Genomic DNA, 14,111 nt, shown 5'->3' with positions numbered 1-14,111 from the left:
TGCGGTGCGGTGCGGTGCGGTGCGGTGCGGTGCGGTGCGGGCAGCAGCGGCACCGAGGCCCCGTCCCGCCAGGTTAACCGCCGCATCCTCGCAAGGCGTCCACGGTCGCGCACCCATGGTCACTTCCTGCTCGACCAGCACGTCGGCCACTCCTGCCCGACCACGACCCGGTGGGCTCGCAGACGGGGCGGGTAGCCTCGGACCTCGTGTCCAACGCCCTGAGCCCGTCGCCGTCCCGGTCGTGGGCGCGCGCCTTCGGCGACCTGCGGGCCGGCTACCAGCAGCGCGAGCTGTGGGCACACCTGGGCTGGCAGGACATCAAGCAGCGCTACCGCCGCTCGGTGCTGGGGCCGATCTGGATCACCATCAGCATGGCGGTGACCGCGATCGCGCTGGGCATCCTGTACGCCGGGTTGTTCGGCAACGAGCTGGAGGTGCAGCTGCCCAACATCCTGGTCGGCTTCATCGTCTGGGCGTTCATCAGCGGCTGCGTGCTCGAGGGCGCCGACGTGTTCATCGCCAACGAGGGGCTGATCAAGCAGCTGCCGGCCCCGCTGAGCGTGCACGTGTACCGGCTGGTGTGGCGGCAGACCCTGCTGTTCGCCCACAACCTGATCGTCTACGCGATCATGCTGGTGGTGTTCCCGCAGGACCTGCACTGGACCGACCTCACCGCGATCCCGGCGTTCCTGCTGCTGGCGGTGAACGGTGCGTGGGTCGCGCTGCTGCTGGGCATCATCACCACGCGCTACCGCGACCTGACGCCGATCACGCAGAGCGTCGTCCAGCTGATGTTCTTCCTCACGCCCATCGTGTGGATCTACGACGACATCCTGAGGAACCCCGACCCGGCGATCGCGGAGCGTGCCCGGCTGGCCGAGTTCAACCCGTTCCTGCACTTCGTGGAGATCATCCGGACACCGATGCTGGGCCAGGACCAGCACCTGCGGTACTGGGTCGTCGTCCTCGTCATCACCGTCGTCGGCTGGACGCTCGCGCTGGTCGCGCTGCGCCTCTTCCGGTCCCGCGTCTCCTACTGGGTGTGAGTGTGTCCACAGCGATCCGTCCGGTCAGCATCAGCACCAAGGACGCCTGCGTCGAGTTCCCGATCTTCGACGCCAAGAGCCGCTCGCTCAAGAAGACCGTGATGGGCCTGGTCGGCGGCAACATCGGCGGCGAGGGCAAGGTGCCGATCATCGAGGCGCTGCGCGACATCAGCGTCGACCTCGGCCACGGCGCGCGCGTCGGCCTGGTGGGCCACAACGGCGCGGGCAAGTCGACACTGCTGCGACTGATGAGCGGCATCTACGAACCCACCCGCGGGACGGCGGAGATCAACGGCCGGGTGGCCCCGGTGTTCGACCTCGGCGTCGGCATGGACCCGGAGATCAGCGGCCTGGAGAACATCATGGTCCGCGGCCTGTTCCTGGGCATGACCCGCAAGCAGATGGAGGAGCGGGTCGACGACATCGCCGACTTCACCGAGCTCGGTGACTTCCTGCGGATGCCGCTGCGCACCTACTCGACCGGCATGCGGGTGCGCCTGGCCCTCGGCGTGGTCACCAGCATCGACCCGGAGATCCTGATCCTGGACGAGGGCATCGGCGCCGTCGACGCCGCGTTCCTGGAGAAGTCCAAGCTGCGGCTCAAGGAGCTTGTCGAGCGCTCCGGCCTGCTGGTGTTCGCCTCGCACTCCGACGAGTTCCTGCGCGAGCTGTGCGACACCGCGATCTGGATGGAGCACGGGCAGATCAAGGCGCACGGCGAGATCGAGGAGGTCCTGCGGGCCTACAAGGGCACCCCGGCGTGAGCTCTCCCGAGCGGATCGTGGCCGTCATCGTCACCCGGCACCGGCCCGAGCTGCTGGCGCAGAGCCTGGCGGCCATCGCGTCGCAGACCCGCCCGGTCGACCACGTCGTGGTGGTGGACAACGGCGCCGACCAGCCCGCCGAGATCGTCGTCCGGGGGAGTGGGCTGCCGGTCACCTACCTGCCCAGCGAGCGCAACCTCGGCGGCGCCGGCGGGTTCGCGCTGGGCATGCTGCACGCGCTGTCGCTGGGGGCCGACTGGGTCTGGTGCGCCGACGACGACGGCCGCCCCGCCGACGACACCGTGCTCGCCACCCTGCTGGCCGCCGCCCACCGGCACGGGCTCGCCGAGGTGTCGCCGCTGGTCACCGACCTGGCCGACCCCGAGCGGCTGGCCTTCCCGCTGCGCCGCGGGCTGCGCTGGCGCCGGCGCCGCAGCGACTTCGCGTCCATCGACCTGCTGCCCGGCTACGCCTCGCTGTTCAACGGCGCCCTGTTCAGCGCCGCGGCCCTCGACGTCGTCGGGGTGCCGGACTACCGGCTGTTCTTCCGCGGCGACGAGACCGAGGTGCACCGCCGGCTGGTGCGCTCCGGCCTGCCCTTCGGCACCTGCACGCAGGCCGCGTACCTGCACCCGGAGGGCACCTCGGAGTTCGAGCCGATCCTGGGTGGCCGGCTGTCGGCGCAGTACCCCGGCAACGAGGTCAAGCGGTTCTTCACCTACCGCAACCGCGGGTACCTGATGGCCCAGCCCGGCATGCGCTGGCTGCTCCCGCTGGAACTCGTGCGGTTCAGCTGGTTCTTCCTGGTCACCCGCCGCGACCGCGCCGGCTGGCGGGAGTGGCTGCGCCTCACCCGCGCCGGCCGCCGCGAGCACTTCACCCGCTCCTGACGGCGGCGGCAGACGGACGCCGAGCGCTGCGCCGTCCCGGGCTGCGGCCCAGGACGGCGCACCGAGGTGCCGGGCGGCTCAGACCCGGGTCGATCCCCAGGTGCGGAAGGCGTCGCCCCACCGTTCGACGGAGGTCAGGTCCGCTGCGGCGGCCCGATAGCGGCGCTGCAGGTCCGGCCACTCCTGGTACATCCGGCGCAGCAGCTGGGCCGAGCCGGTCGAGAGCTCCCGGAACGTCTTCGGGTCGCGCTGCCGGAAGGTGACGCCGCGGCCGTCGGCCGTTCCCACGGTGGCGCTGTCCAGTCGGGCCAGCAGGAACCACTGTGCGTCCTGGAACGCCAGGTTGAGCTGCGGTGCCTCGCGGTGCGACGGGTCGACCGGGACGACGTTGTGCGCGATGGCCTTCAGCAGCGTCGAACCGATCTCGGTCGGCTTGACCGGGATGCGCCGGAACTTGATCGCCTCGGCCGTGCTCATCGACGGGAGCGGCAGCTCCGCCGAGGACTGGAGGACCCGGCCGTCCGGGTGGGTGGCCCGCTTCGCGCGGGCCTGTCCGACGGAGCCCGCCATGCCCTCGAAGAGCTGGTCGGGTCCGGCCAGGAAGTCCCGGTAGGCCATGTGGTGCAGCTCGACCGTCGAGTACTGCAGGTTGATCAGGAACCGCAGGTCCGCCTTGATCATCTCGGCGAACAGCCGGCCGCCGTGCTTGTGCGGGGAGTGCAGGGCCGCGGCGATCAGCCGGTTGCGGATGTGGAAGTAGGCCTGCCAGTCACTGGCGTCGTCCTTGTCTCCCCAGGACAGGTGCCAGATGGCCGTGCCGGGCAGGGAGACCGTGGGGAAGCCGGCGGCGAAGGCGCGCAGGCCGTACTCGGCGTCGTCCCACTTGATGAACACCGGCAGGGGCATGCCGATCTGCTCGAACACGACCCGCGGGATCAGGCACATCCACCAGCCGTTGTAGTCGACGTCGATCCGGCGGTGCAGGTCGGGTGAGCGGCGCAGGCTCCGCTCGCCGAAGTCGTGGAAGTACTCGGTGTTCGGGGCGTTGCGCCAGAAGAAGTTCGACCGGTCGACGATCTCACCCATGGTGTGCAGCACGGAGCGGTCCTGCAGGGCGAGCATCTGCCCGCCGACCAGCATGGGCTTCTGCGCGTAGGCAGCGAACGCACGCGCGCGGAGGATGCTGTCCGGCTCGAGCTGGATGTCGTCGTCGAGCAGGATGTGGTGGGTCGCATCGGACTGGGTGAACGACTCGTGCATCGTGCGGGCGAAACCGCCGCTGCCACCGAGGTTCGGCTGCTGGATGATCCGCAACCGGCTCCCCAGCGCCTCTGCGACGGGCGGGTAGTGGGCCGCGTCGCGCACGTGGTTGCTGCCCTGGTCGGCGACCACCACGACGTGCAGGGCGTCCCGCACCGTCGGGTCCTCGACCAGGGCCGTCAGTGCGGCGACGGCGTCCACCGGGCGGTTGAAGGTGCAGATGCCGATGCCGAGCTTGGGCTGCTCGACCGGGGCCTGCGGGGCGTACCACCCCGCCTGCCGGATCGTGGTCTCGTCTTCGGTCGTGACGTCGAACCAGTACCAGCCGCCGTCGTTGAACGGTCCCAGGTCGAGCTCGAACTCGAACGTCTGCTCGTCCGGGCCCTCGTGGGTCGCACCGGTGATGTGCATCGACTCGCCGTCGGCCTTGGAGCGGTACACGTCCACCCGGCAGGTCCCGGCCACGGTCACCTGCAGCACGACCGTCGTGAGCACGCTCCACCTGCGCCAGTAGCTGGCCGGGAAGGCGTTGAAGTAGGTGGCGAAGGACAGCTCGCTCCCGGCGGGGACCTGTGCGCTGTACCGGTCGCGTGCGCGGACGCGGACGGTGGAGTTGACCTCGTCCAGGTACAGGCTGCGGACCTTGGTCTGGTCCGCAGGCCGAGGCATCAGCACGCGCTGCAGCAGCTCGACGGCCTTGCCGGGCAGGAGATCCTCGGCGGCAGGCTCGCTGACGACCTCCTGGGAGACCGGGGCGTCGTGCTCGGGCAGCGTCGTGTTCGGGATGGTCATGAGGTGCGTCAGTCCTCCAGGCGGCCGTCGAGCGGGCCGCCGGTGTCGAAGAAGGGTCGGATGCGGTTGTCGAACATGCTCAAGCCCGACCCGATGGCCATGTGCATGTCCAGGTACTTGTACGTGCCGAGCCGCCCGCCGAAGAGGACGCGCTTCTGGTCGGCCTCGGCGGCGGCCAGCGTGCGGTAGTGCTCGAGCTTGGCCCGGTCCTCGGGCGTGTTGATCGGGTAGTAGGGCTCGTCGCCGGCCTCGGCCGAGCGCGAGAACTCCCGCACCACCACGGTCTTGTCGGTGGGGTAGTCCCGCTCCGGGTGGAAGTGCCGGAACTCGTGGATGCGCGTGAAGGGCACGTCCTCGTCGGCGTAGTTCATGACCGAGGTGCCCTGGAAGTCCCCGATGGGCAGCACCTCGGTCTCGAAGTCGAGGGTGCGCCAGCCCAGCTCACCGGCGGAGTAGTCGAAGTACTTGTCGATCGGGCCGGTGAACACCGTGGGCACGCCGGTCGGCAGTGTGTGCCGGACGTCGAAGTAGTCGGTCGACAGCTGCACCTCGATGTTCGGGTGGTCGGCCATCCGCGTCAGCCACGCGGTGTAGCCGTCCTTCGGCAGGCCCTCGTGGGTGTCGTTGAAGTACCGGTTGTCGAAGGTGTAGCGCACCGGCAGCCGGGCGATGACCGCGGCGGGCAGCTCGGTGGGGTCGGTCTGCCACTGCTTCTTCGTGTACCCGCGGATGAACGCCTCGTACAGCGGGCGGCCGATCAGCGAGACGGCCTTCTCCTCGAGGTTCGAGGCCTGCGCGGTGTCGATCTCGCCGGCCTGCTGGGCGACCAGCTCGCGGGCCTCGCTGGGGGAGAAGCTGCGCCCGAAGAACTGGGACAGCGTCGCCAGGTTCATCGGCAGCGAGTACGTCTGCCCGTTGTAGATGGAGTAGACCTTGTGCTGGTAGTTGGTGAACTCGGTGAACCGGTTCACGTACTCCCAGACGCGCTCGTTGGACGTGTGGAACAGGTGCGCGCCGTAGCGGTGGACCTCGATGCCGGTCTCCGGCTCCGGCTCGGAGTAGGCGTTGCCGCCGATGTGGTCGCGGCGGTCGATGACCAGCACGCGCTTGTCCAGTTGGCTGGCCACCTGCTCGGCGACGGTGAGGCCGAAGAAGCCGGAACCGACGACGACGAGGTCTGCAGGGCGGGAACTCACACCTCCGACGCTACCTGGGCACACCCCGTGACCGCCGACCGGCGGGCACCTGCGCGACTCATGAGGCGGGTGTGGTGAGTTCGAGTGCGCCTGGCCCCAGCCACGAGGAGTGCACCGGCCAGGTGCCGCTCGCGTCGGGTCCGCCCCGGTAGGTGAGTGCCCGGGTGGGGGTGGCGGCCTCGATGTCGGTGTCCAGGTGGGCGAAGTTCAGGTCGAGGAACGCCCGCATCAGCGGCCCGGCGTCCTCCCGGCCCTGCTCGATCGCGGGCAGCAGTGCCCCGCGGTCGGAGAACGAGTCGACGATGTCGCAGCGGCAGTGGTAGGCGAGGTTGCCGATCTCGCCGGGACTGGCGATGACCTCACCGGCGGCCTGGGTGCGCAGCTGCTCGCCGACGGCTGCGTACTCCGCGGCGGTGGCCCAGTTGGTGGTGATCGGGACCTGCTCCCATGGGACGCCGCGACCGAACACGAACGCGACGTCGGTGACCAGCAGCGCGGCCGCGACCAGCCCGACCGCCACCCGGGGTGCGACCCCGGGCCGGGTGTCCGCCGCGCGGGCGCGCAGCAGCGCCCCACCCAGGCCGAGCGCCCCGACGATGGTCAGCGAGGCGGCCGACGGCGCGTAGTACCAGTGGTACGGCGGCGGGGAGAGCAGCGAGTAGGCGGCGTAGTGCCCGACACCGCCGAGGCCGAGGGCGGCCAGCGGGCCCAGACCCGCACCGACCGGCCGGCGCCAGGCGCGAGTGGCCACCCACAGCACCAGGGCCAGGCCGCCGACGCCGGCGGCCAGCGTGGTGATCAGCATGGCCGCCGGGTAGGCGCGCCAGTAGAGCAGCGGGCCGTTGAGGAACTCCCAGGGACCCCACGACGACCCGGTGATGGTCTTGAGCACCAGGGTGTCCGGCACCAGGGCACCGAGGTGGAACCAGCTGAACAGGTACCAGGGCAGCGCCGCGACGGCGGCCACCGCGACGGCCACCGGTGCCCGCCGGAGCATCGGCCGGCTGGTGAGCAGGAAGACCAGCGGGAAGATGCCGAGGTCGACGCGGGTGAGCACCAGCGCAGCGGTCATCAACCCGAAGAGCACGGGGCGCCGCTCGACGGCGGCGACGGTGAGCCAGACCAGCAGCGTGACGCCGAGGGTCATCTCCATGCCGACGATGGACAGCATCAGCGGCGACAGCAGCACCAGGGCGAACGCCGCGGCCGCGGCGGCGGCGGGCAGCCGCAGGTCGCGGGCCAGCCGGGACAGGCCCCAGGCCTGGGCGGCGCCGAGCAGCACGAACACCAGCCCGAGGCCCCAGACGCCGTCCCGGGTGACGAACGCGCCCGCCGCCAGGACGACGACGTTCAGCGGCGAGGTGGCGGTGTTCGCCGTCCGGAACTCGGTGAGGCCCCAGTGCCAGTGCTCGGCGAGGTTCCGGGCGTAGGAGAGCGTGATGTAGGCGTCGTCGATCAGGCTGCCGCGCACCAGCAGGAAGACCAGAGCGGAGGCGAGCGCCGCGCCGGCGGCGAGCACCAGGTCCTGCCGGCGGCCGGGGCCCCCGGCGGGCGTCGCGTCCACCGCGGGCCCCGGGCCGGCGTGGTCACGGTCCGGCGCTGCGGTGGTGGCGGTGGACGACATTCTCCCGATGATCCAGGCCCCGGGGCTCCGAGACCAGTCGGCTCGCCCGTCCGTGCGGGCCCGGCGCCGCACCGAACGCCCAGGACACGGGGCTCGCGGGGGTCGCACTATGGTCGTGCGGTGCCAGAGGTCTCACCGGGAACACCGCTCCGGGTCGTCGCGGTGACCTTCTCACCCGGCGACACCCTCGACGGGTTCCTCGACTCGCTGGCCGCCGCCACCTCCCTCCCGGTCGAGGTCGTGCTGGCCGACAACGGCTCCACCGACGGCGTCCCGGAGCGTGCCGTGGCCGAGCGTCCCGAGGTGACACTGCTGCGCACCGGCGGCAACGTGGGCTACGGCGCGGCTGCGAACGCGGGACTGGCCGGGCGCACCTCGGGCTTCGCGCTGGTGGCCAATCCCGACGTCCGCTTCGAGCCGGGGTCGGTGGACGCGCTGCTGGACGTGGCCGCGCGCTGGCCGCGGGCGGCGACCGTCGGCCCGGCGATCCTGACGCCCACCGGTGAGCTGTACCCCTCGGCGCGGGACCTGCCGCGGCTCTCGACCGGCATCGGGCACGCGCTGCTGGGCTGGGTGTGGCCGGCCAACCCGTGGACGGCGCGCTACCGCCGGGAGGACGAGGCGCCCCGCGAGCGCCCCGCCGGGTGGCTGTCCGGCTCCTGCTTCCTGGTCGACCTGGAGGCGTTCTGGTCCGTCGGCGGCTTCGACCCGGGCTACTTCATGTACTTCGAGGACGTCGACCTGGCCGAGCGGCTGGGCCGCCACGGGTGGCTGCACGTCTACGCGCCGAGCGCGGTGGTGGTGCACGAGGGCGGGCACTCCACCCGCCGCGAACCGCACCGCATGGCCCGGGTGCACCACACCAGCGCGCTGCGGTTCCTCTCCGGCCAGCACCCGCGCCGGCGCGACGCCCCGCTGCGGACGGTGCTGCGCGCCGGGCTGGGCGCCCGGATGCTCACCTCCTACGTCAGCGGCCGGGTGGCCGCCGGCGCCCGCTTCCAGCGTCCCGCCGCCGACCTGCCCGCCACCCCGGCCGGCCACGACGGCCATCATGGCCGGGTCGGGAGTGTCGGCCCTGGTGGGCCCGCGGGGCTCCCGGACCACGACGACGGCGGGAGCTGAGCATGCGGCACGCGGTGATCATGGCGGGTGGTTCCGGGACACGGCTGTGGCCGCTGTCCCGGGCGGCGCGGCCCAAGCAGCTGCTCGACGTCGTCGCCGAGCCCGGCGGGGGAGCGCACAGCCTGCTGGCCGAGGCGTTCACCCGGCTGCGGTCGGTGCTGCCGGCCGAGCAGATCTGGGTGTGCACCGCGGCGCGCTACGGCGAGCAGGTGCTCAGCTGCCTGCCGGAGCTGGGCGCCGACCGGCTGATCCTGGAGCCGGTGGCGCGGGACACCGCGAACGCGGTGGGCCTGGCCGCCGCGCTGGTGGCCGACGTCGACCCGGACGCCGAGCTGGCGGTGGTGAGCGCCGACCACGTGATCCGGCCGGTCGAGGCGTTCGCCGCGGCACTGGAGACGGCGTACGCGGTGCTGGCTGCCCGCCCGCGCGCCCTGGTGACGCTGGGCATCACGCCGACGTCGCCGGCGACCGGGTTCGGGTACGTGCAGAAGGGCGGGCCGACCGAGGTGCCGGGCGCGGCCGAGGCGGCGTCGTTCCGGGAGAAGCCGGACCTGGCCACCGCGCAGGGGTACCTGGCGTCGGGCCAGTACCTCTGGAACTCGGGCATGTTCGTGTGGCGGGCGCGCACCGTGCTCGACGCCCTCGCCGAGCACCTGCCGGAGTCCGCCGCGGTGCTGGAGCAGGTCGTGGCCGCACCCGCCGGGCCCGAGCGGGATGCCGTGCTGGCCGAGGTGTTCCCGTCCTGCCCCAAGATCAGCGTCGACTACGCCGTGCTCGAGCCGGCCGCCGCGGAGCCCGGCCGGGTGGTCGTGGTCGACCTGGACGTCGACTGGCTGGACGTCGGCTCCTGGCCCGCGCTGGCCGGCACCCTGGACACCGACGACGCCGGCAACGCCGTCCGGGGGCTGGCCGTGCTGCTGGACAGCTCCGGGAACGTGGTGTTCAGCGACGACCCGGAGCACCTCCTCGCCCTGGTCGGCGTGCGGGACAGCATCGTGGTGCACACTGCCGACGTCACGATGGTGGCGCCGGTGAGCGAGGCCGAGCGGGTGAAGGCCCTGCTGGCCGAGGTGGGCACCCGCCATCGCGACACCTTCTCCTGACACTTCTCACTCGGAACACTTCTCGCCCGGAGCAGGGCCGGCCCGCCGGCTGTGACGGCTGGGACGCGGGTGCGCTGCTGGGTCGTGATCCTCCCGCGGGCCCGGAGTGTCGGGGCGAGTTGGCCCGCTGGCACGGGATGGTCGTCAGGTGTTGTCAGTGACGAGTGCCGAGCGGGCTGCCCGAGTCGCCCCGATGCCCTCCCGGGCCGGTTCTGCTGGCGATGGGCGACGAGGAGCCCGGCTGACCTCTCTCGACGGCTTGCGTGGCGTCGCCGCCCTCGTCGTCGTGGTGCACAGCACGGCACTCGCGCTGCCGTCGCTGGCCGGGCAGCAGCTGAGTCCGGACCGCTCGTCCCCCGCCTGGTGGCTGACCTACACCCCGCTGCACCTGCTGTGGGCCGGCGGCGAGGCCGTGCTGGTGTTCTTCGTGCTGAGCGGGCTGGTGCTCGCGCTGCCGCACATGCGCGGCTCCCGGCCCGGCACCTGGGCGCCCTACTACCGCAAGCGGCTGGTCCGGCTGTACGTGCCGGTCGTGGTCGCCGTCGCGCTGACCGGGCTGATCGTCACGCTGGTGCCGCGGGTCGTCGACCCGGCTGCCAGCTGGTGGACCAACGCGCATGCCGGGCCGGCCACGCTGTCGGTGCTGGTGCACGACGCCGGGCTGCTCTGGGGCACCGGTTGGCTCAACTCGCCGCTGTGGTCGCTGCGCTACGAGGTCTTCTTCTCCCTGTTCCTGCCGGTGTTCGTCGTGCTGGTGCGCCAGCTGACCGCGCCGCTGTGGCTGTCGGTGCCGGCGTCGCTGTGGATGACCGCCTGGGCCGCGTCCGCCGGGCACCAGCTGATCAGCTTCATGTTCGTCTTCGCCGTCGGCGTGCTGCTCGCCCAGCAGCTGGCCACCCTCGCCGCCTGGGGAACGCGGGTCAACGCTTCCCGTTCGGCCGGCCTGCTCTGGACGGCGCTCACCGCCGGCGGCTTGCTGGCGCTGCTCACCGAGTGGTGGGTGAAGGCGCTGGTCGCCGACGGGACGCTGTGGGTGCCGCTCGGCCGGCCCGGCGGGGTGCTGGGGACCGCCGTCCTGGTGTTCGTGGTGCTGCACTGCCCGGCCGTGCGCCGCGCGTTCGACAGGCGCCCGGTGCAGTGGCTGGGCACCATCTCTTTCTCCCTGTTCCTGGTGCACGAGCCGATCGTGGTGTCGGTCGCGACGTTCACCCCGGCCACTCCGAGCGGGCTGCTGGTCAGCCTGGCCGTGGGGCTGCCGCTGAGCCTGCTGGCCGCCGTCGTCTTCTGGTGGCTGGTCGAGCGGCCGAGCCTGGACCTCGCCGGCCGGGTCGGCCGGTCGGGCCGCGGTCCCGCCGCCCCGACCGTGGCCGACCAGGCTGTGGCGCTCGTGCCCGACCGGGTCGTGCCGGACGGCGCCGACCTGCCCACCGAGACGCTGCCCGCCGCCGTGCTCCCCGACGCCGAGCCGGCCGGCACCGGCTCGGTCGCGGGCTGGTCGGGGATCGAGGAGCCGGACGTCGAGCAGCTGGTCACCACGGCCCCGGCCGCCCAGGAGCCTGCGGACGAGGAGTCCGCCGCCCAACTGGCCCAGGAGGTGCTCGCCGAGGAGCTGCTGGCCGAGGAGCTGCCCACCGCCGGCCGGTCGGCGCCGGACGACGGCGTGACCGGTTCCCGGTCGATGCCGAGCACCCGCGGGGTGCGCGCCTCGGACGCCGGCACGCTGATCGCGATGGCCCGCCAGCTGGGTGACACGGTGACCATGCCGCCGCTGGTCACCTCCCGGCCGCAGCGGCGCAGCGCGCCGTCCCCGGTTCCCCGGCGCCGGGCGGCGGACCGGGCAGAGGACGCGGAGCGGGCCGCCGGGCAGCAGAGCACCGCCGCGCCTGCGCTGCGACCGGCGACCGCTGCGCTCGCGCTGGCCGCTGCCCCCCGGTCCACCGGCTCCACCGCGTCCTCGCGGTCGGGTCGCCACGCGGACCGCACGCCGGTCCCCGCCACGGACGTCCGAGAGGGTGCACTGCGATGACCGCTGCCAACCGGACCGTCGACGTGGCCCGGAACCGGGCCCGGACCCGTCTAGCATCGGTGCCCGTGAACGGCGGGGGTGAGCACACGGCACGGGTGCCCGTCCCCGCCCTCACCGCGCCCCCTGGACCGTGGGACGACACCGTCGTCGTGGTCCGGGTGTACAACGAGGCCCCGGTGGTCGGTGGCGTGATCGCCGAGCTGGTGGCCGCGGGTCTGACGGTCATCGCCGTGGACGACGCGAGCACCGACGCCTCGGCGACGGAGATCGACAAGGCCGGCGCGTTCCGGGTCAGCCACCCGATCAACCTCGGTGCCGGCGGCGCGCTGCAGACCGGCTTCGAGGCCGCGCTCACGCTCACCGACGCGCGCTACATCGCCTGCTTCGATGCCGACGGCCAGCACCAGCTGCACGACCTGATCGGCATGATCGGCAAGATCCGCGAGGGCTACGACGTCGTCCTGGGGTCGCGCTTCCTGGAGGGCGACGGCCCGACGGAGATGAGCGTGCTGCGGCGGGTCATCCTGCGTACGGCGGCGAAGCTGCTCAACCGCGGTGGCGGGGTGCGGCTCACCGATGCGCACAACGGGTTGCGGATCATCGACCGGCACGTGGCCGCCGAGGTGCGGCTGTCCTATGCCGGGATGGCGTACGCCTCGCAGCTCGAGGCGTACCTGACCCGGCCGGAGTACAAGATCGTGGAGTACCCGGTGCACATCCTGTACACCGACTACTCGAAGTCCAAGGGCCAGCCGCTGCTGAACAGCGTCAACATCCTGGCCGAGGTGGCAGCCCACCGCGTGACGCACTGGGGGCGTACATGATCATCCAGATCGTCCTGATCCCGGCGCTCGTGCTGGCGGTGCTGCTGTCGCTGCGCTCGCGCGCGTCGCTGCGCGGCCAGGCCCGCCGCAAGATCTTCGCCGGCGTGACCGTCGTCGCCGGGGTGATCGCGGTGATGGTGCCCTCGACGCTGCAGGCGCTGGCCGACCTCGTCGGCATCACCCGGGGTACCGACCTGCTGGTCTACGGGCTGGCGCTGGTGATCATCTACCTGGTGGGCAGCACCAGCGCGCGCTTCCGGGAGCAGGAGGCGCGCATCGTGCTGCTCGCCCGCCAGGTCGCGCTGTCCGACGCGACGGTGCGGCACGCCGACCTGGTGGCCGAGCGCGAGCACCAGCGTGCCGCCGGGCTGCGCGCCGTGGGCGACGCCGACCGCTGACCGGTCCCCTCGCCCGGCCCGCGCTGGCCCGGTACGACCTGCGGCCGCGCCGGGTGACCCGCGCGGCTGAGTCGTTCACCAGCGTCCACCGGGTGGACACCGGGCGTGCGGTGTACGCGCTGCGGATCGGCGCGGCCCTGCAGATCCACGCTCCCGGCACCCTGGACGCCGAGGCCGCGTGGCTGCACCGACCGAGGGACGGCGGCCTGCCGGTGCCCGGCGTGATGCCCGCCCGGGACGGCGAGCTGGGCGCCCGGGTGACCGACGACGCGGGCCGGCCCCGCGAGTGCGCGGTGTTCGACTGGGTGCCGGGCCGCTCGCTGCGCAGCCGGCTCACCGAGCCCATCGCCGCTGCCCTGGGTCGGCTGGCGGCCCGGTTGCACGCGGACGCGCAGGCGTGGCGGGCTCCGCCGGACGTGGTGGTCGCCGACCGGTGCTGTAGTGGCGGCTGCCCGCACGACTGGTGGAGCCGGACGTGCCCGGGGCGGCGGTGCTCGCCGAGGCGCTCGACCGGGCGCAGGCCGCACTGGACGAGCTGTGGCACACGGCGCCGGAGCCGCCGCACCTGCTGCACGGTGACCTGACCCCGGCGAACACCTTGGTCGAACCCGGCGGGACGCTGGTGCCGATCGACGTCCAGGACCTGGTGCTGGGTTTCGGCGTGCAGGACCTGTCGTCCAGCGTGCTGTCGCTGCGGCGGTGCCCGGCGGGGCCGAGGCTGGTGGACGCGTTCCGCGCCGGTTACACCGAGGTGCGGCCGTGGCCGCAGGCGCCCGTTGGCCTGGTGGGGGCACTGACGGCCGCGCGGTTGCTGAACAGGGTGAACCTGCGGCTGGCCGTGGACGACCCGGACGGTCTGCCCGGGTACCTGGCGGACCGCACCGGTCAGCTGGCCGCGTGGCTGCGGACTCCGGGAGGACGTGCGTCGTGGACGGAGGTGACTCGTGGTCCTGCGCACGTGCTGTTCCTGGGAGCGAACGCTCTCACCAGGCTGTGGCAGCGAAGACCAGGCGGAACAGCAGCTCGAAGGCCTGATCGGAACTCAGGGGAGCCGCCCGGGGCATCC

The 14,111-nt window shown here is 72.7% G+C and carries 13 protein-coding genes; 10 read left to right on the top strand and 3 right to left on the bottom strand.

What is annotated here, in order from left to right:
• Positions 1-206 precede the first annotated feature (206 nt).
• Genes wzm through glfT1 form a run of 3 tightly spaced genes read left to right on the top strand, consistent with a single transcriptional unit; the run spans position 207 to position 2,700 of the window.
• Entirely contained in the window at positions 207-1,046 is an 840-nt protein-coding gene (gene wzm, locus G1H19_RS01110; RefSeq protein WP_162393255.1) for a galactan export ABC transporter permease subunit Wzm/RfbD, read from the top strand.
• A gap of 2 nt (positions 1,047-1,048) precedes the next feature.
• Positions 1,049-1,810, top strand: a complete 762-nt coding sequence (wzt, locus tag G1H19_RS01105) for a galactan export ABC transporter ATP-binding subunit Wzt/RfbE (protein ID WP_235928210.1) — start codon at positions 1,049-1,051, stop codon at positions 1,808-1,810.
• Positions 1,807-2,700 carry a galactofuranosyltransferase GlfT1 gene (gene glfT1, locus G1H19_RS01100; RefSeq protein ID WP_162393256.1) on the top strand — a complete coding sequence of 298 codons (894 nt, stop codon included), beginning with the start codon at positions 1,807-1,809 and terminating at the stop codon, positions 2,698-2,700. The genes wzt and glfT1 overlap by 4 nt, the downstream gene beginning before the upstream one ends.
• A 78-nt stretch (positions 2,701-2,778) precedes the next feature.
• On the opposite strand, the gene G1H19_RS01095 is transcribed toward glfT1, so the two are convergent.
• The 3 genes from G1H19_RS01095 to G1H19_RS01085 are packed head-to-tail and all read right to left on the bottom strand — an operon-like array spanning position 2,779 to position 7,572.
• Positions 2,779-4,752: a glycosyltransferase gene (locus G1H19_RS01095; RefSeq protein ID WP_152731751.1), complete on the bottom strand. Its 1,974-nt coding sequence runs from the start codon at positions 4,750-4,752 to the stop codon at positions 2,779-2,781.
• Between the two features lie 8 nt (positions 4,753-4,760).
• The gene (glf, locus tag G1H19_RS01090; protein ID WP_162393257.1) at positions 4,761-5,948 is read right to left on the bottom strand and encodes a UDP-galactopyranose mutase; all 1,188 of its coding nucleotides are present in this window, start codon (positions 5,946-5,948) and stop codon (positions 4,761-4,763) included.
• Between the two features lie 58 nt (positions 5,949-6,006).
• The gene (locus G1H19_RS01085; protein WP_152731752.1) at positions 6,007-7,572 is read right to left on the bottom strand and encodes a hypothetical protein; all 1,566 of its coding nucleotides are present in this window, start codon (positions 7,570-7,572) and stop codon (positions 6,007-6,009) included.
• Between the two features lie 162 nt (positions 7,573-7,734).
• Here G1H19_RS01085 and G1H19_RS01080 point away from each other — a divergent pair, with 162 nt between their 5' ends.
• The 7 genes from G1H19_RS01080 to G1H19_RS23740 form a co-directional block, all read left to right on the top strand.
• Positions 7,735-8,694, top strand: coding sequence for a glycosyltransferase family 2 protein (locus tag G1H19_RS01080; protein ID WP_322099370.1), 960 nt, complete (start codon positions 7,735-7,737; stop codon positions 8,692-8,694).
• Positions 8,695-8,696: 2 nt separating this feature from the next.
• Positions 8,697-9,797: a mannose-1-phosphate guanylyltransferase gene (locus tag G1H19_RS01075; RefSeq protein WP_152731753.1), complete on the top strand. Its 1,101-nt coding sequence runs from the start codon at positions 8,697-8,699 to the stop codon at positions 9,795-9,797.
• Between the two features lie 193 nt (positions 9,798-9,990).
• Positions 9,991-11,823 (top strand): acyltransferase, encoded by a 1,833-nt coding sequence (locus tag G1H19_RS01070; protein WP_268895176.1) that lies wholly within the window; start codon positions 9,991-9,993, stop codon positions 11,821-11,823.
• A 95-nt stretch (positions 11,824-11,918) separates the two neighbouring features.
• Positions 11,919-12,647, top strand: a complete 729-nt coding sequence (locus tag G1H19_RS01065) for a glycosyltransferase family 2 protein (protein ID WP_202925957.1) — start codon at positions 11,919-11,921, stop codon at positions 12,645-12,647.
• The gene (locus G1H19_RS01060) at positions 12,644-13,045 is read left to right on the top strand and encodes a DUF2304 domain-containing protein (protein ID WP_152731756.1); all 402 of its coding nucleotides are present in this window, start codon (positions 12,644-12,646) and stop codon (positions 13,043-13,045) included. The genes G1H19_RS01065 and G1H19_RS01060 overlap by 4 nt, the downstream gene beginning before the upstream one ends.
• 92 nt (positions 13,046-13,137) lie before the next feature.
• Positions 13,138-13,629: a phosphotransferase gene (locus tag G1H19_RS23745; protein ID WP_162393260.1), complete on the top strand. Its 492-nt coding sequence runs from the start codon at positions 13,138-13,140 to the stop codon at positions 13,627-13,629.
• On the top strand, positions 13,521-14,111 hold a 591-nt coding region (locus G1H19_RS23740), incomplete at its 3' end, for a phosphotransferase (protein ID WP_163638767.1). The genes G1H19_RS23745 and G1H19_RS23740, both read left to right, overlap by 109 nt.

The sequence above is a fragment of the Goekera deserti genome (assembly GCF_010685995.1).
In the GTDB taxonomy this organism is placed as follows: domain Bacteria; phylum Actinomycetota; class Actinomycetes; order Mycobacteriales; family Geodermatophilaceae; genus Goekera; species Goekera deserti.
Note: the sequence above shows the minus strand (reverse complement) of the source record. Positions and strands in the feature narration are given on the sequence as shown.

Bases quoted from the DNA above. Each gene is read 5' to 3' on its own strand.
- G1H19_RS01085 (WP_152731752.1), bottom strand. From the start codon at position 7,572: ATGTCGTCCACCGCCACCACCGCAGCGCCGGACCGTGACCACGCCGGC.
- G1H19_RS01060 (WP_152731756.1), top strand. From the start codon at position 12,644: ATGATCATCCAGATCGTCCTGATCCCGGCGCTCGTGCTGGCGGTGCTG.
- G1H19_RS01070 (WP_268895176.1), top strand. From the start codon at position 9,991: ATGCCCTCCCGGGCCGGTTCTGCTGGCGATGGGCGACGAGGAGCCCGG.
- G1H19_RS01075 (WP_152731753.1), top strand. From the start codon at position 8,697: ATGCGGCACGCGGTGATCATGGCGGGTGGTTCCGGGACACGGCTGTGG.
- G1H19_RS01095 (WP_152731751.1), bottom strand. From the start codon at position 4,752: ATGACCATCCCGAACACGACGCTGCCCGAGCACGACGCCCCGGTCTCC.